At 31.1% G+C, this 26,401-nt stretch carries 26 protein-coding genes; 2 read left to right on the top strand and 24 right to left on the bottom strand.

Translation table 11 applies throughout. From position 1 onward, the window contains the following. Positions 1-53: 53 nt before the first annotated feature. From ACU68U_RS01280 to uraA, 17 genes are all read right to left on the bottom strand, one after another. Positions 54-497: a MarR family winged helix-turn-helix transcriptional regulator gene (locus tag ACU68U_RS01280; protein ID WP_094207316.1), complete on the bottom strand. Its 444-nt coding sequence runs from the start codon at positions 495-497 to the stop codon at positions 54-56. Between the two features lie 43 nt (positions 498-540). Next, positions 541-1,272 (bottom strand): aminotransferase class IV, encoded by a 732-nt coding sequence (locus ACU68U_RS01275; RefSeq protein ID WP_446762567.1) that lies wholly within the window; start codon positions 1,270-1,272, stop codon positions 541-543. After that, on the bottom strand, positions 1,269-2,597 hold the full coding sequence (locus ACU68U_RS01270) for an anthranilate synthase component I family protein (protein ID WP_446762566.1): 1,329 nt from the start codon (positions 2,595-2,597) through the stop codon (positions 1,269-1,271). Before ACU68U_RS01270 ends, ACU68U_RS01275 begins: the two co-directional genes overlap by 4 nt. After that, entirely contained in the window at positions 2,584-3,177 is a 594-nt protein-coding gene (locus ACU68U_RS01265; RefSeq protein ID WP_446762565.1) for an anthranilate synthase component II, read from the bottom strand. Before ACU68U_RS01265 ends, ACU68U_RS01270 begins: the two co-directional genes overlap by 14 nt. A gap of 87 nt (positions 3,178-3,264) precedes the next feature. Further along, positions 3,265-4,470 (bottom strand): ABC transporter permease, encoded by a 1,206-nt coding sequence (locus ACU68U_RS01260; protein ID WP_154271799.1) that lies wholly within the window; start codon positions 4,468-4,470, stop codon positions 3,265-3,267. Next, the gene (locus tag ACU68U_RS01255) at positions 4,460-5,143 is read right to left on the bottom strand and encodes an ABC transporter ATP-binding protein (RefSeq protein ID WP_154272805.1); all 684 of its coding nucleotides are present in this window, start codon (positions 5,141-5,143) and stop codon (positions 4,460-4,462) included. Before ACU68U_RS01255 ends, ACU68U_RS01260 begins: the two co-directional genes overlap by 11 nt. A gap of 2 nt (positions 5,144-5,145) precedes the next feature. Next, positions 5,146-6,282, bottom strand: a complete 1,137-nt coding sequence (locus tag ACU68U_RS01250) for an efflux RND transporter periplasmic adaptor subunit (RefSeq protein WP_446762564.1) — start codon at positions 6,280-6,282, stop codon at positions 5,146-5,148. A 47-nt stretch (positions 6,283-6,329) separates the two neighbouring features. Beyond that, positions 6,330-7,727: a beta-Ala-His dipeptidase gene (gene pepD, locus ACU68U_RS01245; RefSeq protein ID WP_446762563.1), complete on the bottom strand. Its 1,398-nt coding sequence runs from the start codon at positions 7,725-7,727 to the stop codon at positions 6,330-6,332. Beyond that, on the bottom strand, positions 7,727-8,173 hold the full coding sequence (locus ACU68U_RS01240) for a GatB/YqeY domain-containing protein (RefSeq protein WP_094205937.1): 447 nt from the start codon (positions 8,171-8,173) through the stop codon (positions 7,727-7,729). The genes pepD and ACU68U_RS01240 overlap by 1 nt, the downstream gene beginning before the upstream one ends. 10 nt (positions 8,174-8,183) lie before the next feature. Beyond that, the gene (locus tag ACU68U_RS01235; protein ID WP_094224876.1) at positions 8,184-8,813 is read right to left on the bottom strand and encodes a phosphatase PAP2 family protein; all 630 of its coding nucleotides are present in this window, start codon (positions 8,811-8,813) and stop codon (positions 8,184-8,186) included. A gap of 100 nt (positions 8,814-8,913) precedes the next feature. Further along, positions 8,914-9,549 (bottom strand): phosphatase PAP2 family protein, encoded by a 636-nt coding sequence (locus ACU68U_RS01230; protein ID WP_227905088.1) that lies wholly within the window; start codon positions 9,547-9,549, stop codon positions 8,914-8,916. Further along, positions 9,546-10,571, bottom strand: a complete 1,026-nt coding sequence (locus ACU68U_RS01225; RefSeq protein WP_446762562.1) for a molybdopterin-binding protein — start codon at positions 10,569-10,571, stop codon at positions 9,546-9,548. The genes ACU68U_RS01230 and ACU68U_RS01225 overlap by 4 nt, the downstream gene beginning before the upstream one ends. Before the next feature lie 91 nt (positions 10,572-10,662). After that, on the bottom strand, positions 10,663-12,618 hold the full coding sequence (locus tag ACU68U_RS01220) for an FtsX-like permease family protein (protein ID WP_446762561.1): 1,956 nt from the start codon (positions 12,616-12,618) through the stop codon (positions 10,663-10,665). After that, on the bottom strand, positions 12,608-13,372 hold the full coding sequence (locus ACU68U_RS01215; protein ID WP_446762560.1) for an ABC transporter ATP-binding protein: 765 nt from the start codon (positions 13,370-13,372) through the stop codon (positions 12,608-12,610). The genes ACU68U_RS01220 and ACU68U_RS01215 overlap by 11 nt, the downstream gene beginning before the upstream one ends. A 92-nt stretch (positions 13,373-13,464) precedes the next feature. Beyond that, positions 13,465-14,352, bottom strand: coding sequence for a sensor histidine kinase (locus ACU68U_RS01210; protein WP_242430481.1), 888 nt, complete (start codon positions 14,350-14,352; stop codon positions 13,465-13,467). 1 nt (position 14,353) lies between these two features. Then, complete coding sequence (locus tag ACU68U_RS01205) at positions 14,354-15,031, bottom strand: response regulator transcription factor (protein ID WP_446762559.1); 678 nt, start codon at positions 15,029-15,031, stop codon at positions 14,354-14,356. Between the two features lie 95 nt (positions 15,032-15,126). After that, a complete protein-coding gene (uraA, locus tag ACU68U_RS01200) occupies positions 15,127-16,383 on the bottom strand; it encodes a uracil permease (protein WP_094208828.1) in 1,257 nt (418 codons plus the stop codon). A gap of 122 nt (positions 16,384-16,505) precedes the next feature. On the opposite strand from uraA, the gene ACU68U_RS01195 reads away from it, so the two are divergent. Next, complete coding sequence (locus ACU68U_RS01195; protein ID WP_094224884.1) at positions 16,506-16,928, top strand: Fur family transcriptional regulator; 423 nt, start codon at positions 16,506-16,508, stop codon at positions 16,926-16,928. After that, on the top strand, positions 16,921-17,766 hold the full coding sequence (locus ACU68U_RS01190; protein ID WP_094207332.1) for an AraC family transcriptional regulator: 846 nt from the start codon (positions 16,921-16,923) through the stop codon (positions 17,764-17,766). Before ACU68U_RS01195 ends, ACU68U_RS01190 begins: the two co-directional genes overlap by 8 nt. 39 nt (positions 17,767-17,805) lie before the next feature. Here ACU68U_RS01190 and yaaA read toward each other — a convergent pair whose 3' ends face one another. The 7 genes from yaaA to ACU68U_RS01155 form a co-directional block, all read right to left on the bottom strand. Beyond that, a complete protein-coding gene (gene yaaA / locus ACU68U_RS01185; protein WP_446762558.1) occupies positions 17,806-18,540 on the bottom strand; it encodes a peroxide stress protein YaaA in 735 nt (244 codons plus the stop codon). A 78-nt stretch (positions 18,541-18,618) separates the two neighbouring features. Continuing rightward, the gene (gene cydC / locus ACU68U_RS01180; RefSeq protein WP_002836806.1) at positions 18,619-20,268 is read right to left on the bottom strand and encodes a thiol reductant ABC exporter subunit CydC; all 1,650 of its coding nucleotides are present in this window, start codon (positions 20,266-20,268) and stop codon (positions 18,619-18,621) included. A 1-nt stretch (position 20,269) separates the two neighbouring features. Beyond that, positions 20,270-21,997: an ABC transporter ATP-binding protein/permease gene (locus ACU68U_RS01175; protein ID WP_446762557.1), complete on the bottom strand. Its 1,728-nt coding sequence runs from the start codon at positions 21,995-21,997 to the stop codon at positions 20,270-20,272. After that, positions 21,987-22,298 carry a nitrous oxide-stimulated promoter family protein gene (locus ACU68U_RS01170; protein ID WP_002836808.1) on the bottom strand — a complete coding sequence of 104 codons (312 nt, stop codon included), beginning with the start codon at positions 22,296-22,298 and terminating at the stop codon, positions 21,987-21,989. Before ACU68U_RS01170 ends, ACU68U_RS01175 begins: the two co-directional genes overlap by 11 nt. A gap of 297 nt (positions 22,299-22,595) precedes the next feature. Continuing rightward, complete coding sequence (locus ACU68U_RS01165) at positions 22,596-23,246, bottom strand: V-type ATP synthase subunit D (RefSeq protein ID WP_002836809.1); 651 nt, start codon at positions 23,244-23,246, stop codon at positions 22,596-22,598. Further along, positions 23,246-24,634: a V-type ATP synthase subunit B gene (locus tag ACU68U_RS01160; RefSeq protein WP_002837785.1), complete on the bottom strand. Its 1,389-nt coding sequence runs from the start codon at positions 24,632-24,634 to the stop codon at positions 23,246-23,248. The genes ACU68U_RS01165 and ACU68U_RS01160 overlap by 1 nt, the downstream gene beginning before the upstream one ends. Then, positions 24,634-26,397, bottom strand: coding sequence for a V-type ATP synthase subunit A (locus tag ACU68U_RS01155; protein WP_446762556.1), 1,764 nt, complete (start codon positions 26,395-26,397; stop codon positions 24,634-24,636). Before ACU68U_RS01155 ends, ACU68U_RS01160 begins: the two co-directional genes overlap by 1 nt. Positions 26,398-26,401 lie beyond the last annotated feature (4 nt).

The raw sequence follows: 26,401 nt of genomic DNA, 5'->3' as shown, positions 1-26,401 counted from the left end.
GAAAAACGATCTAATATTAATGTCAATATCAATATTGGATCGTTTTTTAGTCTTTATTTTGTCTTGTTATTATTCAAAAAATCTTGTAGTAAATCATATAATTGAGCTTTTTTCTCATCAGGTAATTCCAAGCAACCATTCATTAATTTTGGAACTTCTTTTACTTTTTCTTGTAATTTTTTCCCTTCGTCTGTTAGATAAATTATTACAATTCGATCGTCTTTTGAGCTACGTACTCTTTCAAGATAACCTTGTGATTGCATCTTTTTGATAACAGGCGTGATAGTACCGTTATCTAAATATAACTTTTCACACAACTTTCCTACAGTAATTCCATCTTTTTCCCAGAGAACTAATAACACAATGTACTGAGTGTAGGTCAACCCTAAAGGTTTCAAAAATTGTGTGTAAGTACTTGTTATCATTCTAGAAGCAGCATAAAGTGGAAAACAAAGTTGATTTTCCAACTTCATATAGGTTTTGTAGTCTTGATCCATAAACTCCTCCGATTTCAAAAATACGTCATTTTAAAATTGTAAATTACTTTTCTTTCATAAGTTTTTCCGATATTTCGCAAAACAGATTGTTTTTTGAAAACATTATCTCACCAATTTGTTTAACAAATCTCATTTCCATTAAAGAATTCGTTACAAAACAACAATCCATATCTTGCAAATTGTTTAGCTTAATTGACTTTTCAAGTATATTATAACCATTTGTCTCCAAAAATTCTATAAGTTTTTTGCGAAAAATTCCTGGCAACATGCCATCGGTTACAGGTGGTGTGATGATTGTGTTTTCCTGAATAAAAAACAAATTTGTGTACGTTCCTTCTGTTACATTTCCGTCTTGATTTAGAAAAACCCCCTCATCAAACCCTTCTTTCAATAACTCTTTGTGCAAATAATCATTCAGTAAGTAATTATTGGTTTTGTGATAAACAAGAGGATTGTTTTTGTCCCTTAACTGATTGAGAACTTTTAATTTCAATCCTTGTGTGTACTTTAAATCGGAATAATCTGTGTTTCTAGTGTTAATGTATAAATCATAATCGCCATTATTATCCAACACCATTATCCTCAAACAATCTACATTCAAATCAATATTTTGTATTTTTTCGTAGATGTTGTCTCTTAATTCATCCGTATTTATTCCCAGAAAATTCATTGAATTTTCAAGTCTTTCAATATGATTTTCCAAATAAATTGGCTTAGAATCTTTAACTTTTATCGTTTCAAAAAGTCCTTTACCGTATTTTATTCCATCGTTCATATCAAAGCCTCATACACTTTTTTTGATTTTTGAATTGTTTCATCATATTCGCTATTCATTTCAGAATCCCAAGTTATAGCACCACCACCTGAAAAATAACAGCGATCTTTTATTTTTAAAATCGTTCTGATTAAAATATTGAAATCGCAATTTTGATTAAATGAAATGTAGCCAATAGATCCTGTGTAAATATTTCTGATGTATTTTTCAACCTTATCAATAGCTTCAATTGATGCAAGTTTTGGAGCGCCCGTGATTGATCCTCCTGGAAAAATATTTTTGATTAAGCTAAACACATCTTCATCTTCTCTCAATTTACCAACAATTGTAGCTACTAAATGATGAACATTTTCATAAGTTTCCAACGAATAATTGCTAATAGCTTTTATAGTTTCAGCATCACAACTCATTCCCAAATCATTTCTCATCAAGTCCACTATCATCAATAATTCTGAAATATCTTTGTCACTATTTAGTAATTCTTTTTTCAATTTTTCATCTTCATCTTTATCATCAGATCTTCGAATGGTTCCCTTAATAGGTCGAGCTTGAACAAATCCATTTTGACAATCAAAAAACCTCTCTGGAGATGAAGATAAAACGCAGTATTCCCCAAAGTCCATATAAACCATAAAGTCTGCCTTGTTAACTTCGCGAAGTTTCTTGTAAATATCGAACTTATCTTTAGTTGTATCTACAATGAATTGTTGCGTTAAGTTAACTTCGTACACATCACCATTTTCAATCATAGTTTTTATGTCATCAAAGCTTTTCGCATATTCTTCTTTTGTTACGGTTTTTATAAGTTCAGATGTTTTATATTCCTTATCTACATAATCTGGTTTTACAAATGCAGCTTCAACATCTCTAATATCTGTATCATCCAAGTAATAAATCGTGTATTCTTGTGTATTATTGTCAAACTCTATTATTTTGAAGTAAATTCCAAAATAAGCATCGTATACTTCGGTATTTTTTTCAGAATTTAAAACTACATTACAATTAGAACTTGTAAAATCATAAGATAAAAGTCCAACCGCTCCACCAATAAATTGATTATCATCTTCTTCAAAATAATCATCCATCAATATTTTGAGTTGATTAAGCGGATTATCACATACTTTTTTGTTCACAAAACCACTGATTTCAACGTTGTTATCCTTTGATTTTAAAACAATTTCCGGATCAAAACCGATATATGATTTGTTACCTTGATTGTAACTTCCCTTTGCACTATCTAATAAAAAAGGTAAACTCTTGTCTTTAATGTTATATAAAATATCTAGAACGGTTACATCTGATTTGATTTTTTTAGAATGAATCATTTCTTACCTCCTTTAAGAAGTTCTCAATCATTTTCAATCCAAAATCAGTTCCCACGCTTTCAGGATGAAATTGAACAGTTTCAATTTTGTTTTTAGAATCTCTAAATCCCATAATTATTCCATCAGAAGTCTTTGATGTTATAACCATATCCTCATACATTCCATTTTCAAATTTGCTATCATCAACGATTAATGAATGATAACGCATAACCTTTACAGGATTTGGAATATCAGTAAATATTCCTTTGCAGTCATGTTTAATCTCTGTCATTTTCCCATGCATTGGACGTGGCCCTTTTATAATGTCAAGCCCCATTGAGTAAGCCAATGCTTGATGGCCCAAACAAATTCCAAGAATTGGATATTCCCCTTTTAATTTTTCAAATATCTCAAGGGAAATTTTGGATTCTTTTGGAGTTTTAGGCCCTGGAGAAATCACAATAATTTCCGGATTTAATTGTTTGATTTCTTCCAAATTTATCTCATCATTCTTTTTCACAATAACTTCTTCTTTCAAAATTCTCAAATAAGAAACAATGTTATATGTGAATGAATCGTAATTATCTATCATTAATATCATTTAATCACCCACTAAAAATATATAGGATTTTATGTTAAAAATCAAATAAAAAATGAGCTTATTGATTAATAAACTCATTTTCTAATCTTAAATAATATCTATTACATTTTTGTTTGCCGCTGTATTTGCCGGAGAATAAGTGAACACAATTCCTATGCCCAAAGATATTCCTAAAGATATCAAAACCGGCATCAGTTCTAGTTTGATTGGAAATGGCAAGAATTTCGATGCAATAAATGCAGCTATCATTCCAATAATGTATCCAATTAATCCACCAATAACAGTTACAATAATCCCTTCTAACATAAATTGATACAAAATTTCTTTTTTCTTTGCTCCAATTGCTCTTCTAATTCCTATTTCTTTGATTCTTTCAGCTACTGAAATGTACATCATATTCATCATCCCAATTCCTGCAATTAGAAGAGAAATAGCAGCTATTAAAGATATAAATATAGTGACCGAACCTAACACATTACTAATACCTTCAATTTGTTGCGCAATATCAACGAAGTTATATGATCCCGCAGCTTTCATTGGACCATTTTTTTCAAGATATTCTTGGATTTCTTTTGCTTTGTCTTGAACTTTTGTACCATTTTTCAGAATAACATTAATCATAGATATTGAATTATTATTTTTAGGTTTACGAGATTCCAATGTTCCTTTTGGTATATCTACATCATTTCCAAAACTAAACAAATTTGTTGCAGCATTATTTTCTTTTATTCCAACGATAACATAATAATCATTTTTCACAATAACTGTTTTGTCGAGCGGATCTTCATCTTCAAATATTTCATCAGCTAATTTTTGAGTTATAACGGCGACTTTCTGGTTTGTATCTCCATCCAGTTTAGTAATAGCTCTTCCCTTTACTATTTTACTTTCAGTTTCTTCGACAGGTTTGGCAAATGCACTTTCAATTTTCCCGTCATTTTTTTGCATAGAAACATTTACCATATCATTTTGAAATTTTTCTGGATCAGATTCAACTTTTAGAACATCTGTAATCTGTGAAATATCTCGAATATTTTTCTCTGTGAAGACGGATGTATTGCTTCCCACTGAATTTGTTGGATTTTCAGGCTGGAAATAAAACGCAACGCTAAGTTCCTTTCCTTCTCCACCCATTAAACTATCAACAACGTAATCTTGGAAACCTCTACCAATTGCGATAATAGTTATTACTGCTGCAATCCCTATAATAATTCCAAGCATAGTCAGTAAAGATCGCTTTTTGTTTTTGATGATATCTTTGAAGGCAGTATTTAATAAAATATTAAACTTCATAACTATCCCTCTCCTTTAAAACACCATCTAACATAAAATATTTTCGGTTGCAATTATGTGTAATATTTTTATCGTGAGTAACCATTATTATCGTGATTTTGAGTTTTTGATTCAATTCATTAAAAAGCGCCATTATTTCCTTGCTGGTTTCTGAATCAAGCGCACCTGTTGGCTCATCTGCTATAATAAATTTCGGATTGTGAACAATGGCACGTGCTATAGCTGCTCTTTGTTGTTGTCCACCTGAAAGCTGTTTCGGTCTTTTGTCTGCTTGATTTTTAATTCCTACCAAATCCAAAGCTTCCAATGCTTTTTCTCTTGCGTATTTATAGGATTTACCTTGATACAATAAAGGTAGTTCTACATTTTCAGCTATGGTGTAATTTTGAATAAGTTGAAATTGTTGGAAGATAAATCCCACGGATTTGTTGCGAAGATCGGACAATTTATTATCTGTAAATTTGCCTATCTCAACATTTTCAAACTTATATATTCCTGAAAATTTTTTATCCAAAAAGCCAAGGATATTTATCAACGTAGACTTTCCAGAACCTGACTCACCCATTATTGCGACAAAATCACCGCTATTAATGTTCAAGCTAACATCTTTTAGAACATGAAGCTTGTTTTCACCGGAATTGTAAAACTTATTGATTTTAATTAAATCTATCATGACTAATCTTCAACCTTTATTTCTTGATTATCTTTCAAATCTTTTACTTTAGAAATAATTTTGTCACCAGATTTCAACCCAGAAATCACAGTATAAGAATTAGTATTTTTTTCTAGTTGAACTTCTTTTTTCACAGCTTTTGAATCCTTGTATTCAAACACATAGTATTTAGAATCTTCTTCTTTTACCATGTCTTTTGCAAGTTCAATCTTGTCTGATTTTTTCCTAACTTGAACATTAAATCCAATGTGTATAGGTTTTTGTGTTTTTATTTTAAATACAAAATTTGAAGAATTACTTCCAGATTGTTCTGTCATGTTTTGCATTTGATTAGCTTCAAATGATCCAGCTTGATTTTTTGGAGTATTGGAAATCTCTACTACAGTTCCTTTTGTTTTTTCATCCCCATTAATAGGAATTACTTCAACCTCATCATTTTCTTTTAATTTATTATAGTCGTATTCAGAAATATTTCCTTCAATAATATTTTCATCGCTAGTTACTTCAATCAATGTTCCTTGACTCATTGGATTATCGATATTTTTGTCATTAATTTTGCAAGTCCCAGCAATTGTAGCCTTGATTGATTTTTTTGAACTTTCTTTTAAATCATTAAGCTGTTTCTTTTGCAACTCTACTTGATCAAGTGCTTGTTTGTAAGCTCTATTTGATTGATTGAGTGTAGGTTCCATTTGATCAATTTGCATTTCTAGTTCTGGAGAAAAAGTTTCGTTGTATTTTTCTACCAATTTATTGTAGGATTTGTATGCGCTATTTCTATCTTCTAATGCATAATTTGCTTGGCTTTTGGCTTGCTCTATTTGCATTTCCATTTGATCAATTTGTTTTTCAACTTCCTTGTTCACAAAAGTAATCAGTGAATCTCCTTTTTTAACAGATTGACCAGTTTTTACATGAACTTTTTCAACCTCACCATAAGCTTGATTGTTGTAAACTTGTTGTGCATCGCCAGTTTTTGATATTGCACTGAACACCAAATCACTTCCTGCAGATACCGTATACAAGCTATACTTGGTTTCGTTTTTCTTATTAGCTTTAACTAATTTAAAGACCAATCCTCCAACACAGGCTAAAGCAATTATGGCTAAAATAATTGCAAACTTTTTATTATTTTTCATACGACCTCCTAATTGTATCTCTGTAATACTATTATAATACAGCATAACTAATTAGTCAACATATTCAAAATTTCATTGTAGAATTTAATAAATCTCTCTAAAGATTCAATATCTAATCTTTCTTTTGTTGTGTGTACATCGTACATTGTAGGTCCAATTGAAATGCAGTCAATTTTTTTATATTTTTCTGCAAACACTCCACATTCAAGTCCAGCGTGGATTACTTTAACATCTACTTCTTTGTCGTTTACTTTTGAGAAAGCCTTCTTTGCAACTTCCATCAACTCTGATTTTTCATTGAATTCCCAAGTAGGATAATAATTGTAATCGAAGGCAGTTGCATTGTGTTTGTTCGCTTTTGAAACTATATCTTCTCGTAGCGCTACTAATTTGTCATGATTTGAAGATCGCGTAGATAATATGATTTCGAATTTATCGTCCAAAGAATTTACAATCGCCAAGTTACAAGATGTTTCGACTGTTTCATCAAGTCCTTCAATGTAAGAAATCACACCAGAGTTCAATTCTCCAATTAAATTAGATAAATTTTCTGTTGTATTTTTATCTAAGCATTTTTGGGGACTTACATCTTCAATTAAAAGCCTCAAATCCTTATCAAAATCTTCCAAATCAACCTTAGATATAAATTCTTCTGATTTTTTGTTAAGTGAGTCAATGGATTCATCTGTAGATACGATTATTTCTGCATTTGTAGGAATAGCATTGTCCTTTGATCCAGCTTTGAAATCACAGATATAATAATCATCTAATGATTCCAAGAATTCAAACACAACCTTGATTGCATTTTTGTGGTTCTTATCAATTTCCATTCCAGAGTGTCCGCCTTTAAGTCCTTTTACAGAAATTTTGTAAAAATTTGACAAGCTTTCTGAACCGTAGTTTTTGTTTATTTCAACATTGACATTTTCCCCACCACTGCTACCTACAATCAATTCATTTTCATCTTCTGAATCTATGTTAATGAAATATTTTCCAGACAAATTAAAATCGAAATTCATCGCACCACTCATATCGACTTCTTCACTTGTAGTCACCACAGCCTCTATTTGAGGAAGTTTGTAATTGGATGTCAAAGTAGCCATGGCTATAGCAAGTCCAATTCCATTGTCTGCCCCAAGGCTTGTCTTGTCAGCAAACATGAAGCCATCTTTTTCCATGATTTTGATTCCATCGTTAAAATCATAATCTTCATCAGAAACACAAACCATATCCATGTGTACTTGTAGAATTATTCCTGGTTTGTCTTCAAAACTTTTGTCTGATTCTCTTTTAATGTAGATATTGTTGAACTTATCCCTTTTGCACTCTAAATTGTTATTATTAGCAAAGTTTTCCAAATAATCCGAGATTTTTTCTTCATGCTTTGAGCATCTATTTATTTTAGAGAAATCTTTAAAATAATTTAATACAGTATTCTTATCCACTACGCACCTATAATCTCTTCAACTACTTTATTAACAGTCTTACCGTCAGTGAATTTTCCGTATTCTCCCATGACGTATTTCATTATTTGTCCTCTCGACTTATTTGATTTTTCAAGTGAGTTTTCTTCCATGAATTTTTCTATGATTTCTTTTAATTTATCTTCAGATAACTGTTCTGGAAGATATGATTTAATAATTTCTATTTTTTGTTTTGTTTCTTCAATCGCTTCAACTCTATCTTGTGGAGTTTGTTCCAATGTATCCATTGTTTGTTTCAATTCTTTTTTAACAAAAGCTAACTGTTCTTCGTCTGTCAAATCTCTTTTCTTTTCCTTTTGTTCCAATAAAATGTTGCTCATAATCAAAGAAATAACTCCCGATTTAACTTTATCCTTGTTCTTCATAGCTAACATTTTGTCTTTTCTTAATTTTTCAATTGTACTCATAATTTCACTCCTAACCAAAAATAAATGTAAAATAATAATTCATTCTGAACATATATATAGACCAATATGCACATATTAGCCCAATAAAACTACCTATTACGACATCCGTAAACCAATGTACTCCCAAAATAATTCTGGAAATGGCAATCATAAACGCAAACACAATGGCAATCAACATCGTCACGAAGAAAAATTTATATCCATAACTTAGCACATAAGCAATCGTCAAATAAAAGCTCATACTAACACATGAATGTCCACTTGGAAAAGAATATCCCATATAATTGATACCGGTTGTGACTTTTGGCCTTTTTCTTCTAAATATAAATTTTAAAGTGTGAACCGCTATAACACTTAGCATAACGCTCATAATTATAGCTGATGCTGATACATAGTTATGCTGACTTACAGTGAAAAAAACTATTGGAATGCTTATAATCATAAGTGTTTCAACATTTCCAAACTTTGTAATTTTTGCCATCATCGCAATAAGGGAATTGTGTCCCATTTTAGTAAAATGTTCCTTTAATCTTCTATCCAAATTTGTTTCATTGTCTTTTAATACAACAAATCCAAGAAAAAAAGTAATCGATAACAGAACAATGCTACTTATTATTACAAACCAATCGTATTTATTCATTTTTAATCCTTCCTTTAATACTTCATATTAAATTTTATACCAACCAAGTTCAAATGTATAGTAGAAAACTTCCAATAAAAAATGAACTATAAAAATAAATTTATAGTTCATCAAGATTTTTATTTGATTTTATTATATATTTTTCTGCCACAAAAATCGTAGCTAGATAACACACATATCCCACTAACATTCCAAAAAACACATCAGTTGGCCAATGCACTCCCACAACCAACCTACTAAAAGCAATTACAAATGGAATTATTCTTAAATAAATGAATTTGTAATTTTTCAAACTGCATAACAAATAACTCAAAGTAAAATAAAAGCTTGTACTTACCAAACTATGACCGCTAACATAACTGTAACCACCTTGTTCTATTTTAAAAAAATCTAACGGTCTTACTCTCACAAAACTATATTTGTACACATTCATAGCTACAAGGCCAATTAAACAAGACATTAATGTTATTGAAAAAAATGAATTCTTGCCAATACGTTTTGAATAATATAAGCTAATAGCTAATATCAAAAAATACGTGCTGAAATTTCCAAGTATTGTGAATGATTTGAAAATATAAAAAGTAAAATTATCTGTAAGATTTTGTGCAAAATTCATTATTTTAGGTTCAAATGAAAGACCCGATTGTTTTCTAATGAAAATCCCAAAAATCAACGAAGCTACAATTATTGCTGCTGATAAATATATTTTTTTCTCGTTTATTACTTTTCCAATCATAATCCTTTACCAAACTCACAATTTGGGAAGTGACACTCAGCACATTGCATACAAAATCCACCATAACCCAAACTATTTATCATATCTTTTGTAACTTTAATATTTGCAAAAATATAAGGCAAGATTATATCAAAAACTGTAGATTTGTTGAACATTACACAACCTGGAAGTCCCATAATTACAGTATTGTTTTTGTAAGCTAGCATAAACATCGCCCCTGGAAGTACAGGTGAACCGTAAGTTATCACTTCTGCCTTGGAATCTTTTATAGCTTTTGGTGTCATATCATCTGGATCGACGCTCATTCCACCAGAAACCAAAATAATATCTGATTTGTTTTCTAGTGCCTTATTGATTTCTCGTGTAATATTTTCGCTATTATCATCGACAATTACATGATTTATTACTTCACAATTGTAATCCTTCATTTTTTGTTTTAACACAGGTCCAAATTGATCTTTGATTAGACCTTTGTACACTTCAGATCCAGTTGTAATGATTGAACATTTTTTTGTCTTATCAAATGGAATGATTTCCAAAATAGGAACACCATTCATTATTTTCTTCGCTTCATCCATAATTTTTTCTTTTGTGAAAAGCGGAATAATTCTCATTCCAGCAATTTTTTGTCCTTTTCTTACTGGTTGATTGCCAAGAACAGTTGCAATAGAAATGTCATCAATTGAATTCAACCTAAATAATCTATCCCTGTCGACTTTCAAAAATCCATCCACATCTGAAATTATTTCAATCTTACCTTCTTTTATATCAGATGAATGCATGTGTTCATTAATACAAATATCTTTCAAAATAATTGCACAATCATTTTCGTGTAAATCATCATCTTCTAATTCCATAACGTAAATGTGTTCCTTGCCCATGCTCAACAAAACAGGAATATCTTCTTCTGTAATAACGTGACCTTTTTTAAAAGCTCTTTCCTTAACCACGTCCTTTACAATTCTAGTCATATCGTGCGGTAAAATGTGACCTACCGCATCTTCAGTTCTAACTACTTTCATTTTAAAACCCCTCTTAATTGATATTCCTATTTTATCACGAAACCATTATTTTTTAAAACACACAACGAAAAAAACTGGAGTTTCCCTCAGTTTATTCTTCTTCGCTTACCAAATTATAGTAGACGTTACTTGTTATTTTAAATATTACGAAATACACTACAATTATTATAGCTACTGATATCGCAAATGGAATGGCAAATTCAGATATATTTCTTATTCCAAAAATTCCGCACAATTGATACAACATTTTTGATGCAACTGCAGAATGAATCACTGCCACAAAAAGCGGTAAGAAGAACATCCAATAAATTTGTTGCGATGATGTCTTTTTAATCATTTTATTTGAGAGTCCGACTTTTTTCATAGTTTGAATGTTTTTTCTATCTTCAATTCCTTCTGACAAATGCTTGTAATACGCAATTATAGAAGTTCCAATTAATAAAACAAAACTTATGATGAAACCAATGTACAAGAACGCTCCAAACAAACTGTACACTCCTGTTTTTGTTTCTTGCCTAGATACAAATTGAAGAGAACTGTCTTTAGATATAAATTCTTTTCCATCTAGTTTTTTGTCCGAATCCAAAAAGTAAGTTACATCTACTTCTAGAGGTTTGTATCCTGCATCATTTTCCATTGGCATCTTGAAATCATTGCAAAATCTTACCAAATCCTCATCAGTTTTCACTACGACGTAGAACATATCCACTGCGATATTTCTTCCTTCAAGCTCATCAATTTTTTTGAATTTATAATCAGCACTTCCCAATGTTATCTTATCTGATGTTATATATTTCATATAATTTGAATTCAATAAAATTTCTCCATCGTTCAATGAATAATTTTTTGAAAACTTATTGTTAAATGAATCCAAAGTTTGAATCATAATATAGACAGACTTGGTATTATTCCTTCCCATTTTAGAAAATTTATTGCCATCAAGGTTTGCAAACATCATTGTACTAACTTGATAATAATCATTTTTAGGATTTGTTTTTTCTGTGACTAAACTTTTTAATCTTGTTTTTTCTTTTTCGATATTTTTAGAAAAATTCTTATCTGGTGTAATCGTTCCAGTCAATTTGTAATCTCTGTTTACAGTTGAATCGACAACTTTTTCTGCACTGTTGTAGATCGCCATTGTAGTCGACAACGATACTACAACTCCTGTGCACAAAATTGCAATACTAGCTAATCCGACAGCATTTGATTTCATTCTGTAAAGCATTCCAGAAACTGTAATAAAATTTTTCGATTTATAGAAGAAATTCTTGTTTTTCTTCATCAATTTTAGTACAAAAATTGTTATTGCAACAAAGCCACAGTATGTTCCAAACAATACAAGTAGACTTGCCACGAAAAACATCAACAAGCTTTCCAAGCTTCCTTCGATTGTCAACGCAATGTAGTAACCAATTGCTGTTAGAATTATTGCTAGAATGAAAAATACTACTTTGACTTTTGGTTCAGATTCCGATTTTTGTCCTTTTGCAAATAAATCCCTAGTTGTAGCAGATTTTATATTCAATATATCGAAGATAAATGTTAACACGCTAATTACAAGATTAAATGCCAGTGATAATATAACTGCTTTGGTTGAGATTCCAAACTGCATTATGCTGAAATTTTCTTGCATCAATTTTCCAACTGCCAAGAACAATACTTTTCCTAATGTAATCCCAAAAACTATTGTTAGGATTGAAATAATCACAAAAAATATCGACTTTTCTTTTAGCAAAATTCTATTGATGTGTTTGTTCTCCAATCCAAAAACACGATACAATCCAAATTCTTGAAATCTTCTTTTTATCAAAAACCTATTCGCATACATAATAATCGCAAATGTAAATATCGATATTATAATCGATCCGAATACTATTATCGTTCCAAATTCGTCTTTTTGCATAACGTATTTGTTATCTAATAAAGATATCATAATGAACAAAATCGCCACCATAATACTTGTTGACAAGATATATGGAATATTTACAATCTTGTTTGCTTTTAAGTTTTTGAGAGCAAATTTTGTAGATAATTTAGAATTCATTATCTACACCTCTATTATTTATCACAGATAATGACTCATTAATTCTTTGCATAAATTCATTGTTGTCGCTATTTCCCTTGTAAATCTCATGGAACACAACACCATCTTTTATGAATATTACCCTGTTAGAAAACGAAGCTGCCTTCACAGAATGAGTTACCATCAATATAGTTTGTCCTAATTTATTAATTTTTGTGAATAAATCAAGTATCATATCTGATGATTTTGAATCCAATGCACCTGTTGGCTCATCAGCCAATATCAAATCTGGTTTTGTAATCAAAGCTCTTGCAATAGCAATTCTTTGTTTTTGTCCACCACTAACCTCATAAGGATATTTGTTGACAAAAGATTCAATTCCTAACAAACCTTGGATTTCAGACAATCTTTGCTCCATTTCTTTTGGCTTATAATCTGAAAGTACCATTGGCAAAAATATATTGTCTTTGTTTGAGAAAATATCCAATAAATTAAAATCTTGAAATACAAATCCAAGCTTTTCCCTTCTGAACTTTGCAACTTCCGATTCTTTTAATGTGGAAATATCTTTGCCATTTAACACAACTTTGCCATTAGTTTGCTTGTCTAATGTTGATATTACATTCAGTAAAGTTGTTTTACCTGAACCTGATTCCCCCATTATTGCTATAAATTCATTCTTTTCTACAGAAAAATTCACATCTTTTAATGCTACTGTTTCAACATTTTTCGTTTTGTATACTTTTCTTACGTTGTTTAATTCTAAAATATTCATAACACCCTCCATAACTATATGTTAAATGAATTTAGAAAAAGTAGCATTTATCTAAACTAACAAAAATCATTCAATCTTACAAATTTGTAAGATTAGTTATTCACAATTATATAAAATTTACTACCTTGACCTACGACAGAGTCGACTTTCAAAGTTATTTCCAGTTTATCTGCTATAGATTTTGCCAAATACAATCCCAAACCACTTGATTTTTGTTTTAATCTTCCATTAAATCCAGAATATCCTTTATCAAAAATTCTATTGATATCTTCTTCTGGAATTCCTATTCCGTGATCTTCTATTAAAATCACGACAGCATTATCTTTTTTGAATGAATCTAAGATAATCTGTGAATTTTCAGAATATTTAATTGCATTAGAGAGGATTTGCTCCAATAAAACACTAAGCCATTTGCTATCAGTGATGCATTTTAAGCCATTTTTTCTAAAATCCAAACTAATATGTGAGTTGATGAACAAAAGTGAGTATTTTTTGACTAAAATATTCAGCAAATTATCCACATCGACAACGCTTATATCCATGTCTTTTTCGTGCAAATTTAGCTTCAAATAATTTATAGCCATATTCGTGTAATTGTCGATTGATTTAAGTTGCATTTTCATTTCTGTATTACCTTCTGTCAGAATTTCCAAGCAAGTTATTGGAGTTTTAATCTGATGTACCCACATAGAGAAATATTCTTGGATATCTTTTTGCCATGAAATGTAGTCATTTCTCATATTTTCAATTTGTGTTTCTAATTCTTCAATTTTCTCATCATTTGATAATTCTTTTTGAAAATCTAAGTATTTAATCACCAAATAAATTAAAAATACTATTAAACAGATTTCAAAACCTTGTAAAAACACTTTTAGGTCTACATTGTTCAAATAAACAACCATAAAATAAATAGCATTTATTGACACAAAAAACAAAATAGAATTGAGATTTTTCTTCAAAAAGCACACTAATTTATCCATTTTAATTTCTTCCATCATTTAAATAGTAGCCTGAATATTTCTTAGTCAACAAGAAATCGTCCAAGCCAAGTTTGTTTAATTTTTTTCTTATTCTATTGATATTCACAGCTAAAGTATTATCATCTATGAAAAAATCATTTTGCCAACATTTATCCATCAATTTTTCCCTAGTTACTATTTCACCTTTAGCTTCAAATAGCGATTTTAAAATTAGCATTTCTGTTTTTGTGAGGTTAATTTCATTGTCATTGAATTCTAATCTGAATTCATTCACAAAAAGCATGACTTCATTAAACTCCAAAACGCTTTTGATGATGTTGTTTCCGTAATATCTTTTCATTACGGCGTTAATTTTTACCATAAGTACATCAAAATTAAATGGCTTTGTAATATAATCGTCAGCTCCCATCTGCATTCCCATTATTATATCCAAATCCTCTGATTTTGAAGATATGAAAATTATTGGAATATCAGTTGCTTTTCGTATTTTTTCGCACCAAAAATATCCGTTAAAACTAGGAAGAATAATATCCATCAATATTATATCTGGCTTTATATTCTTGACATCCTCCATAATATCTATTCCAGAATTTGTGGACACTTCGTATTCCCAATTTTCTAAATATTTTTTAAGTGAATTTAAAATTATTTTATCGTCTTCTATAATTAAAACCTTCATACTAAAATTATACATAAACTTGCGAAAAAATGATACGAATGCTATTTTTCAATAAAAAAATTAGTGAACTAATAAAAGTCCACTAATTATACTTATTAATCGTTCATTATTCCCAATCTATCAAATACATAGAATAATAAGCTCAATACTACTGCAACAACTGATGCTAGAACCATTCCTGATAATGATACTCCCAAGAAGTTTATTTTCAATCCTGAAAGTCCAGTTACAAATATTACAGAAGTTAATATTAAGTTTTTGGATTGTGAGTAATCTACTTTTTGGTCTACTAATAATCTGATACCACTTGTTCCTATCATGCCGTAAAGTAAGAATGTTACTCCACCTATTACATTTCCTGGTATTGATGAAATAAGTGCTGATAATGGTCCAATAAATGCCATTAAAATTGATATACAAGCAGCTCCCGCAATTACATAAACTGAATAAACTTTAGTAATTGCCATTACGCCGATATTTTCACCGTAAGTTGTTGTTGGAACTCCGCCTATAAATCCAGATATTGCAGTTGAAAAGTTATCTGCAAAAATCGATCTATGAAGGCCAGGTTCTTTTAATAAATCTCTTCCTATGATATTACTTGTAACTACTTGGTGTGAAATGTGTTCACTTGTTATTACCAAAATTACAGGCAACATTGTGATTATAGATTTTAGGTCAAATATTGGAAGTTGAAATTTAGGCAACGTAAATAATGATGCTTGCATTACCGGTGTAAAATCGACCATTTTTAATGCTACACTTACAATATAACCTGTTATAATTGCGATTAATATCGGTATTGTAGCTAAGAATTTTTTGAATAAAACAGAACCTAAGATTGCTACTGACAATGTGACCAAGAAAACTATAAGATCGTTTGTAGTTCTTGTATCCGTCATGATATTTGCACCGATCTTACCACCAGAAACAGTTGCTTGTGCAAGTTCAAATCCTATCAAACTTACAACACTTCCCATAGCTGCAGGTGGCAAAACAACATCAATCCAATCCGTTCCAAATTTATAAATTATGTATGCTAAAATACATCCAATAAGTCCTATTGCAACGAAAGCTCCCTGTGCATAACGAAATCCCGATTGTCCAATTATTATAGTTGCTGGTCCTAAGAAGGCAAAACTACTCCCCAAATACGCTGGTGCTTTTCTTTTTGTTATCAAAATAAATAACAGTGTACCTATACCGTTCATCAATAAAACAATACTAGGATTAATCCCCAAAACTATAGGCACCAATACACTCGCTCCAAACATAGCGAAAGTATGTTGAATACTTAGAGGTATTAGCATCTTTGGAGATACTTTTTCGTCTACTCCAATAATTCTTTTCATAAAACACTCCTTTGATTTTTTATCCTATATATTCTACATTGAAGTCAAATATATTTCAAGTGGTTTGACTTGTATATCTTCTAGCTGATATAATAAAAAGCGTTATTTGAAAGGAAATTATTATGGAAAACAATGGAAATTATTTAAGAACAAAATTACTAGACAATGGTATTAAACCTACATATCAAAGAATTGTAATTTTAGATTATTTGGAAAATCATCATATTCATCCAACTGTAGATGATATTTACAGAAATTTGGCTCCGAAATTGACTACATTATCTAGAACAACTATCTATAATACAGTTAAAGTCTTCGTGAAAGCTGGTATTGTATCTGAACTTAACATCGATAACTCAGAGCTAAGATACGACATAACGACTGAAACTCATGGACATTTTAAATGTGATAAATGTGGCAAGATTTACAATTTTAATATGGAAAATACTGTTGAAAGTTCCGATTTGAAAGGATTCAAAATCAATTCTACAAATATTTTGATTAACGGAATATGCAAGGATTGCTTGGAAAAAGAAAATGAATAGTGAATTTTACAAGATTGAGCCTAGAGATGATTTGTACATCAAGTTATTATTTATTTCTAAAACAGAACTTAAAATGAATGAAGAAGTGAAAAGAGGAATACTTCCTTTTTATCAAATGTACTATTGCCTTAAAGGAAATGGAACTTTTATTGTAAATGACAAAAAGATAGAAATTCTTCCTTTTGATGTATTAATAGTAAATCAAGGTTCCAGAATTACAGAAATTTCTAAATCAGAAAGTTTTGAGTTCTATACACTAGCTATTTCTGAAGTATCTTTCGATACAGAACAAAAAGATAAAGCAGTGCTTAGTATCAAACACAATCACATCAACGACCGTGATATGGTAATTTTGTACTATATCAACAAAATATTGGAAGAAGCCAAGTACAAGAGATTTAGATATCAAAGAGTGTGCTCTTGTTTGATTAGTATTTTGATTACAGAAATTCAAAGACGTGGCGATTTGAAATTCACAATGGATGATCCTGCACAAGATTCATTTACTAAACATGTCGAAGATTATATTTATGAAAATTTCAACCAAGAAATCACACTAGATTCTATTTCAGAAAAATTTATGGTCTCTAAGTCACATTTAATCCACGAATTCAAAAATCATTATGGTAAAACTCCAATGCAATTTTTGCTAAACAGAAGAATGGAATCTGCGATGTTGCTATTAAAAACATCAAACAAGCCAATCAATGATATAGCAAAACTCTGTGGATTCAATTCCCAATCTTATTTCGATCAGGCATTTCGTAGAGTGGTGAAAGTTACGCCTAACGATTATAGAAACAAATACAAAACAAAAATCAAAAAAATCAAAAAATAGACTTTGTTTAACACATGTTACAAACAAAGTCTTTTTTAATTAATCAAACACTTTTGATTTCACAAAAACAAGTTTATTTGTATCACTGTAATCTTCAGAAAAATTATATCCATCACAAGAGAACTTCTTCAATTGTTCAATATCTTCAACATTATTTCTTGCCATATAATTTACCATTCTACCTCTAAGAATTTTAGATGGAGTTGCCTTTGTCTTTAATTTAATATCTCCTTCTACAAATACTTCTTCTTTAAAATCAATCTTAACAGGTGTTTTATCTAAGTATTTGTAAATATTCTGACCATACTCTTTTGATGCCAAATCGATTATTTCCTCACCTTTAAAGTGATTTCTTATTTCATCTTCCCAAAATTCATACAGATTAATTAATTTGTCTTCAAAATCCAATCTATATTTTGATATTTCATCTAATGGTCTTAGTATTCCGTAAAGTCCCGATAATATTCTGAGATGTTCTTCCAGATATCCTAATTGATTTTCATCCAATGAGTTAACATCCATGTATTGATATTGTATTCCATCAAAACTTAATATCGCACAACCTTTTGGTGATACATCAAATTTTTCATAAATCTTGTAACTTTCCTCAGCTATTTTGTCAGAACATTTCCAGACTGATTTTAATTCTTCAATGGATTTTTCTTTCATTATTGAAACTAGCGCATTTTTCTTATTTTCAAATAAACAATCAATATTCTCTTTTTTTAATTTTCTAATCTTAAATGTTTTCGCTGGTGAAATTATAATTTTCATTATCCGTTCCTGTTCATTTTTTCAAATCACTCATGATAAAATCGCTCGTAAGAAATTTTCATCTACTCAATCAAATCTTTACGAATTTCTTTTTGTCTTTATCTCAATAGTCTTATCAGCGATATTCAACGCAGATTTCCTGTGGGACACTATTAACATAGATTTGTTTTCTTCTTTCAAAATCGCATTTAAAATAATGCCCTCATTCAACGCATCTAAATTACTAGTTGGCTCATCTAAGATATATAATGGCGCATCGTGTAGAAAAACCCTCGCTAGACCAATTCTCTGCTTTTCACCACTGGACAATTTTTCTCCGAGTTCTCCGACATTTGTCTCATATCCATCTTTAAGCGAGCAAATAAAATCATGAATCGATGCTTTCTTGCAAGCCTCTATCACCTCATTCAAGCTCGCATCTTTTTTTGCTATCTTAATATTTTCTAGTATGCTACCTTGAAAAAGATACGTCTCTTGGGTCATATAATTTTCTATGTCACGCAAATCTTTTGTGTTGACTTGTTTGATGTTTCTGTCCGATATTTTAATCTCGCCTTTGTCGACATCCCAAAACCTCATTATAAGTTTCAAAAGAGTCGATTTTCCAGAGCCGCTTTTTCCAAAAATCGCTAATTTTTCGCCATTTTCTAAACTGAGGTTGAAATCATTCAAAATAATCTCATCATTATAGCTAAAAGTTATGTCCTCAATTTTCAAATCACTAAAATACGTTTTATTTTGGTCGTAAACTTCGAGAACTTGAGGTTTTTCTTCAAGTATGTTTAGCACTCTATCTCCACTGGCAAAAGTGCTTCTAAGATTTGCCGACAAACTTGAAAGAGCTATCACCGGCCCAAAACTGGACATAAAAAGAACTGTGACTACAATTAATTTATTTATATCGAAGATAGCTACCATTTCGTTTTTCATAATTACAAACATAATAAGACCAAGAAGTGCAACAATCGATGTTGTAAAACCCCTATTTTGTGCTTCAAAAACTTTTATGCGTTCTTGTTTTCTATTGAGTTTCACAGTGGTTTCATCAATGTAGTCGAGTCTTTTTTCTCCATAAGAGTATTGTATTACTTCCTTCATTCCTCTCAAAGAATCCAAAAGATATGAATTTAAATCTGCAAATTCATTTCTCAATTCCAACCCTTCCTTCTTGCCACTTTTTGAAGAAAAAATAGGTAGAAATAGCCCAACAATTAAATATGAAATCATCGCAAAAATTGCAGCTTTAACACTGTATGCGAATAAAATCGAAACAACTATAGCGCTTGTGATAAAAGCGATAAAAATTGGCGATATAGTGTGTGCATAAAAAACTTCAAGAAGTTCTATGTCGCTTGTAATAAGAGAAATAAGATTTCCCTTTTCTTTTCCTTCTAGCTTTGCTGGTGCAAGTCTCCTAAGCGCTCTAAAAACTTTATTTCTTATTATAGCTAGTAGCTTAAACGCGATAAAGTGGTTGCACAACTGCTCTACATATCTCAAAAATCCTCGTGAAATCGCCAGCACTAACAACAATATGAAGCTCATATTCAAATTAATTTGATCTGCTCTTGATACAATATTCGCTATTACATAAGAAGAATATGCAGGGATAAAAATTGCTGCCAAATTCCCAATAACTCCTGCTATTATTGCCAGAAACATAAACCCTATTAGCGGTTTTACAAGAGTTATCAATTTCATCATAATATTAAATCCACTTCTTCTCATATTATATTTCTCCTAGATCTTCTAATTTATATTGCTCTGTGAACATCTTTTTATACAAACCATCATTCGAGATTAATTGCTTATGGCAACCTTGCTCTATAATATTTCCGTTTTTTAAAACGTAAATTTTTTCTGATGAAGTAACATTTGCAAGTCTGTGAGAAATCAACACAACAATTTTGTCTTTTGCAATTTCATTTATGAGATTCATTATTATTTCTTCGCTTTCCAAATCTATGTTAGATGTCGCCTCATCAAAAATATATACTTTGCTATCTTTTAGTATGGCTCTCGCAATTGCCAATCTCTGTCTTTGTCCACCTGATAGATTTGAGCCCGCTTCGTTAATTTTTGTGTCCAATGAATTTTCAGATTCGAAAAAATCATAGAGATTTACTTTTTTCAGTATAGTATACATATCATCATCTGATACATCTACATTTCCCATAGAAAGATTATCTCTTAAACTGCCTTTGAAAATATAACTGTTAGCCGAAACTATCGTCACATTTTTCATCAAATCAGATTCTTTAATGTCGAAAAGCTCGGTATTTTCATACGTTATCTTTCCGGAAACTCTTTTGTTTATACCGAGAAGAAGAGATGCAACAGTTGATTTTCCCGAACCAGATTCTCCAACAAAAGAAGTAATAGAATTGGAACTTATACAAAAAGACAAATTGTTTATTATGTTTCTAATTCCGTCGTATGAAAAATCCACATTTTCAAATTTAATAGAAGATAGTTCTCTCGGAAATTCACTATCTCCTCTTTCTTCAATATGAGAATCAAGTATTTTAAATATTTTATCGCTCGCTGCCATACCATTCATTGATACGTGAAAAAACGAACCGAGTTGCCTTAGTGGAATGAAGAAATCCGCTGCAAGTAATATCACAATAATCGCAGATTTTAGTGAAATTTGACCATTTACAAGTTGAACTATTGATATGATAGAACCAATCGCAGCTCCTCCAAATGCGATTACATCCATCACGGTAATGGAATTTAACTGCATACTCAAAACTTTCATCGTTATCCTTCTGAAATCTTCAGCTTCCCTGTCCATTTTTTTCTCGTAGTCGTAATCTCTTTGATATATCTTCAATGTAGTAAGACCAGCTACATTGTCGAGAAATGTCTGTCCTAAATTTGCGTAATTTCCCCAGTATTTTCCCAAAAGTTTTTTTGCAAATTTCATAATTGCTACTATGGATAATGGAATCAAAGGAACTGCTATTATCATCACCAAAGCTGCTTTTGGAGAAAAAAACATAAGTACCGCAAATAGAGTAACTGGTGCAAGAATGCTATATCCAAACTGAGGTAAAAATCCACCGAAATACATTTCAAGTTGTTCTATTCCATCGACTGCAAGTTGCAATAATTCTGACGTGTTTACGAATTTGTTATATGATGTACCAAAGCTAAGTAATTTTTCGTATAATTTATGTCTCAACTCTTTTTTCACTATAACAGATGCTTTCTGCGATAGAATATGACTATTATAACTTGTAAAATACCTTACAATTATTGTCAAAATCATAATAACCAAAGAAATGTAAAATGAGTCTCCAATTTCTTTTTTTTCATAAATATTTTGAATAACGCCTGAAATCGTTATTACAAAAATAATATTAAAAACAAGCCCAATCCAGTTTAATAAAACAGTGTACAAAACATATTTTGTTGAATCTTTCATCATAGCAATAAGTCTTTTATTTATCATTTAAATTCCTCCAAAAGTGATTAAATGTATGTCTGAGAAGTGCTAATGGTCTGTAAAAAATCAACCTCGGCCCTGAATATTTCATAACTCTCTTGATATCTTCTCTTCTGTTTTTGCTGAAACATCTAATTGAACATGATGAACAAAAATTTCTTTTATCTTTATTCTGACAATTTTCCAATCTATTGTGAGAATACAGCCTTAGGCTTTCCATCGAATCTTTCTCACTGTTATGGTATTTTATGTAAATATCAAACATCATATCCAATAATTGTTTCTTATAATCTGTCGTAATTTTCATTGAGCAGTCCCTTTCCAAGTATAAAGTTTTATATTTAAAAAATTCTAATTAAAAGCGATTTTTAATAAAAAACAATATTTTAAAATAGTTCAAAAAATTAAATAACTAAATCTGATAAAAATTTTTTAATTTATCCTTCAAACTTAGATTAATACTACTAAAATAATAGCATAGCTAATAAATATTATCAACATAACTAATCATAATTTTATGCGAAATTTTTAAAAAAATTTATCCAAAAAAAAACAAAAAAGACTGAGTAATCTAATTCTAAAATTATTTTACCCAGTCTTATATTTAAGCTTCGTTTTCTTGCTTTGCGATAATATCTTTGACTTTCATAAGTCTTGTAATATTAGCACGTTCATTTTCATCAAGCTTAGCTCTGATATATTTAATTGTTTCTTCCAGGTCTGGAATTGTTCTATATTCCAAAGCGTTTACTCTTCTTCTAGTTTGTTCAATTTCATCCGCCATTAATTGTGTGGCTTTTTCGATTTGTGCCAATTCTAACATTTCATCCATTACTGAATTCAATGAATCAATTGCCAAGTCCAAATCTTGTGATGTTTGTGCATACCCATAAGGATATATCTCACTAGAATCAGCTTCGCCTTCACGAGTAAATTTCATTTGTGGAATAATAACACTCATTACGTTTTTAGTTTCGATATCAACATTTACCTTTGTTTTTGGAAAAGATACCGCTTCATCTAAAAACTCTGGGCTCATTATTGCACTTGCCATTAGAAAATCACTAAAAGAGTTTTGAAGTTTCGCTTCAACTTTTTCTCTTAAAGCTTTGTTCTCTTTGATCATTTCGATGAATTGTCTCATAAGTTCATCTTGTTTGTCTTTTAATAACTTGTGACCTCTAGAAGATGTTTTGAGCCTAGCTTTCAGCTCCGAAAGAGCCATTCTTGTAGGATTGACATTGAGTCTTGCCATTACTCATCAGTCCCTTCACCATTTCCAAGATATTTATCTATTAATTCATCTTTGATTCTCTTCAATTCTGTACGTGGTATTTCTTTTAATAAATCCCAACCTATATTAAGAGTTTCTTCGATTGATCTATCAGTATAATAACCTTGATCTACATATTCTCTTTCGAATCTTTCAGCAAATTTAGCAAATGCTTTATCAGCATCACTTAACGCAGATTCACCAAGGATTGCAGATAATTGTTTTGCATCAAGTCCAGATGCATATCCTGCGTAGATTTGGTTCATTGTATCTGCGTGGTCTTCTCTTGTTTTGCCTTTACCAATACCTTTATCCTTAAGTCTTGATAGTGATGGAATAGCATTGATAGGTGGTTCATAACCTTTCTTGTATAATTCACGAGAAAGTATGATTTGACCTTCTGTAATGTATCCTGTCAAGTCTGGTATTGGGTGAGTAATATCATCTTCTGGCATTGTCAAGATAGGAATTTGTGTAATAGATCCTTCTCTTCCAACAATCTTACCAGCTCTTTCGTATAAAGTTGCAAGGTCAGTATACAAATATCCTGGATATCCTCTACGTCCTGGAACTTCTTTTCTGGCTGCTGATACTTCACGTAGTGCTTCTGCGTAGTTTGTCATGTCTGTCATGATTACTAATACGTGCATTCCTTTTTCAAAAGCCAAGAATTCTGCACAAGTAAGTGCCATTTTTGGAGTTGAAAGTCTTTCAATCGCTGGGTCATCTGCTAAGTTCATGAACAATACTGCTCTGTCGATAGCGCCTGTTTTATTGAAGTCTCCGATGAAATATTGAGCTTCTTCAAATGTTATTCCCATCGCAGCGAATACTACGGCGAATTTATCATCTTTACCCAAAACTTTTGCTTGTCTTGCTATTTGAGCTGCCAATTTGTTGTGAGGAAGACCTGATCCTGAGAATATAGGAAGTTTTTGTCCTCTAACAAGAGTATTCAAACCATCTATTGTAGAAACACCTGTTTCAATAAATTCTGATGGATAATCTCTAGATACTGGGTTGATAGATGAACCATTGATGTCCACTTTATCTTCTGGAATAATTTTAGGGCCATTATCTATTGGTCTACCTAAACCATCGAATACTCTACCAATCATATCTTCAGATACTCCAAGTTCCAAAGGTCTACCCAAAAATCTTACTGTAGTTTCTTGTAAGTTGATCCCTTTTGTACCTTCGAATACTTGAACCATTGCTACATCGTGGTCAATTTCTACAACACGACCACGTCTTTTTTCACCATTTTGTAATTCTATTTCAACAAGTTCGTCGTATTTTACGCCTTCTACACCTTCTACCGCCATTAATGGTCCGACTACTTCTGTTACTGAATTATAATCTTTAATCATTAACGTTCACCTCCATTAACTAAATCGGTAATTTGTGATTTAATTTCTTGTTTAATTTCGTCAAATCTTTGTAATTCGTCTTCTGGAATATTTTTTGCACGTGTGATTTTTTCTCTTACAGGAAGTTTTGAAATTTCTGAAACATAAGCTCCTTCTTGCAAAGCTTCCAAAGATTCCTTGTGGAATGTTAATATTAAATCCAACATTTTTGCTTGTTTGTCCAATGAACAGAATGTATCTGTTTCGTGGAATGCGTTTTGTTGCAAGAAATCTTCTCTCAAAGATTTTGAAGTTTCAAGCTTGATTTGGTCTTCATCGCTTAATGAATCACGTCCAACCAATCTTACTATTTCTAGTAAAGATGATTCTTCTTGTAATAACTTCATTGCTTGTTTTCTGTAGTCCGAGAATTTTGAATCTACATTTGCATCCAAATATTCGTCGATCTTATCTTGATACAATGAATAAGAGTTAATCCAGTTAATAGCTGGGAAGTGTCTCATGTAACTTAATGCGTAATCCAATCCCCAGAATACTTTTACAATTCTAAGTGTAGATTGTGTAACTGGTTCTGAAATATCTCCACCTGGAGGAGATACCGCACCAATAACTGTCAATGATCCATCTCTTCCGTCACTACCCAAACATTTTACTTTACCAGCACGTTCGTAGAAGTCCGCAATTCTTGATGCCAAGTATGCAGGGTAACCTTCATCACCAGGCATTTCTTCAAGTCTACCACTCATTTCACGAAGAGCTTCCGCCCATCTTGATGTTGAGTCGGCCATCATTGCTACTGAATAACCCATATCTCTGTAATATTCAGCAATTGTAATTCCAGTGTAGATACTTGCTTCTCTGGCTGCTACTGGCATGTTTGAAGTATTTGCTATCAAAACAGTTCTCTTCATCAATGATTGTCCAGTCTTAGGGTCAATCAATTCAGGGAATTCGTTAAGTACGTCTGTCATTTCGTTACCACGTTCTCCACAACCTACATACACAACTATTTCAGCGTCTGCCCATTTAGCTAATTGGTGTTGAACTACTGTTTTACCACTACCGAAAGGTCCTGGAATTGCTGCAGTACCACCTTTTGCAACTGGGAAGAATGTATCAATAACTCTTTGACCAGTAATCAATGGTCTAATTGGATCTTCTTTTTCCTTATAAGGTCTACCATCTCTTACAGGCCATCTTTGAATCATGTTTATTTCAATATCTTTTGATTCACCTTCAACAACGCAAACTGTTTGTTCAACAGTAAATTCTCCAGATTCAATTGATTTAATTTTACCAGACACATTAGCTGGAACCATTATTTTGTGAACAATTACTTCAGTTTCTTGAACTTCACCTATAATATCTCCTGGTTCAACTTCATCTCCAACAGATTTAACAGGTTTGAATTCCCATTTCTTTTCTCTGTTTAATGATGGAGCGCTAACTCCTCTTAACAAGAAGTCTCCAGCTTTTTCTTGCAAAGATTTTAATGGTCTTTGAATACCATCAAACATTTGCTCTAATATACCAGGTCCCAATTCGATTGAAAGTGGATGTCCTGTAGATACAACTTTATCTCCAGGGCCAATTCCTGTTGTTTCTTCATATACTTGAATTGAGGCTTTATCGCCTCTCATTTCAATAATCTCTCCAATGAGCTTATCGTCTGAAACCTCAACAACGTCATATACGCTTGCGTTTTCCATTCCTTCAGCAACTACCAAAGGTCCGGATACTTTTAATACTTTACCTTCTTTCAATATA

The sequence above is a fragment of the Finegoldia sp. P3-F-LR genome, assembly GCF_052932165.1.
Note: the sequence above shows the minus strand (reverse complement) of the source record. Positions and strands in the feature narration are given on the sequence as shown.

What these genes read in the sequence shown, in the direction of transcription:
- ACU68U_RS01280 (WP_094207316.1), bottom strand. Translation starts at nt 497, where the DNA reads ATGGATCAAGACTACAAAACCTATATGAAGTTGGAAAATCAACTTTGT.
- ACU68U_RS01275 (WP_446762567.1), bottom strand. Translation starts at nt 1,272, where the DNA reads ATGAACGATGGAATAAAATACGGTAAAGGACTTTTTGAAACGATAAAA.
- ACU68U_RS01270 (WP_446762566.1), bottom strand. Translation starts at nt 2,597, where the DNA reads ATGATTCATTCTAAAAAAATCAAATCAGATGTAACCGTTCTAGATATT.
- ACU68U_RS01265 (WP_446762565.1), bottom strand. Translation starts at nt 3,177, where the DNA reads ATGATATTAATGATAGATAATTACGATTCATTCACATATAACATTGTT.
- ACU68U_RS01260 (WP_154271799.1), bottom strand. Translation starts at nt 4,470, where the DNA reads ATGAAGTTTAATATTTTATTAAATACTGCCTTCAAAGATATCATCAAA.
- ACU68U_RS01255 (WP_154272805.1), bottom strand. Translation starts at nt 5,143, where the DNA reads ATGATAGATTTAATTAAAATCAATAAGTTTTACAATTCCGGTGAAAAC.
- ACU68U_RS01250 (WP_446762564.1), bottom strand. Translation starts at nt 6,282, where the DNA reads ATGAAAAATAATAAAAAGTTTGCAATTATTTTAGCCATAATTGCTTTA.
- ACU68U_RS01240 (WP_094205937.1), bottom strand. Translation starts at nt 8,173, where the DNA reads ATGAGTACAATTGAAAAATTAAGAAAAGACAAAATGTTAGCTATGAAG.
- ACU68U_RS01235 (WP_094224876.1), bottom strand. Translation starts at nt 8,813, where the DNA reads ATGAATAAATACGATTGGTTTGTAATAATAAGTAGCATTGTTCTGTTA.
- ACU68U_RS01230 (WP_227905088.1), bottom strand. Translation starts at nt 9,549, where the DNA reads ATGATTGGAAAAGTAATAAACGAGAAAAAAATATATTTATCAGCAGCA.
- ACU68U_RS01225 (WP_446762562.1), bottom strand. Translation starts at nt 10,571, where the DNA reads ATGAAAGTAGTTAGAACTGAAGATGCGGTAGGTCACATTTTACCGCAC.
- ACU68U_RS01220 (WP_446762561.1), bottom strand. Translation starts at nt 12,618, where the DNA reads ATGAATTCTAAATTATCTACAAAATTTGCTCTCAAAAACTTAAAAGCA.
- ACU68U_RS01215 (WP_446762560.1), bottom strand. Translation starts at nt 13,372, where the DNA reads ATGAATATTTTAGAATTAAACAACGTAAGAAAAGTATACAAAACGAAA.
- ACU68U_RS01210 (WP_242430481.1), bottom strand. Translation starts at nt 14,352, where the DNA reads ATGGATAAATTAGTGTGCTTTTTGAAGAAAAATCTCAATTCTATTTTG.
- ACU68U_RS01205 (WP_446762559.1), bottom strand. Translation starts at nt 15,031, where the DNA reads ATGAAGGTTTTAATTATAGAAGACGATAAAATAATTTTAAATTCACTT.
- uraA (WP_094208828.1), bottom strand. Translation starts at nt 16,383, where the DNA reads ATGAAAAGAATTATTGGAGTAGACGAAAAAGTATCTCCAAAGATGCTA.
- ACU68U_RS01195 (WP_094224884.1), top strand. Translation starts at nt 16,506, where the DNA reads ATGGAAAACAATGGAAATTATTTAAGAACAAAATTACTAGACAATGGT.
- ACU68U_RS01190 (WP_094207332.1), top strand. Translation starts at nt 16,921, where the DNA reads ATGAATAGTGAATTTTACAAGATTGAGCCTAGAGATGATTTGTACATC.
- yaaA (WP_446762558.1), bottom strand. Translation starts at nt 18,540, where the DNA reads ATGAAAATTATAATTTCACCAGCGAAAACATTTAAGATTAGAAAATTA.
- cydC (WP_002836806.1), bottom strand. Translation starts at nt 20,268, where the DNA reads ATGAGAAGAAGTGGATTTAATATTATGATGAAATTGATAACTCTTGTA.
- ACU68U_RS01175 (WP_446762557.1), bottom strand. Translation starts at nt 21,997, where the DNA reads ATGATAAATAAAAGACTTATTGCTATGATGAAAGATTCAACAAAATAT.
- ACU68U_RS01170 (WP_002836808.1), bottom strand. Translation starts at nt 22,298, where the DNA reads ATGAAAATTACGACAGATTATAAGAAACAATTATTGGATATGATGTTT.
- ACU68U_RS01165 (WP_002836809.1), bottom strand. Translation starts at nt 23,246, where the DNA reads ATGGCAAGACTCAATGTCAATCCTACAAGAATGGCTCTTTCGGAGCTG.
- ACU68U_RS01160 (WP_002837785.1), bottom strand. Translation starts at nt 24,634, where the DNA reads ATGATTAAAGATTATAATTCAGTAACAGAAGTAGTCGGACCATTAATG.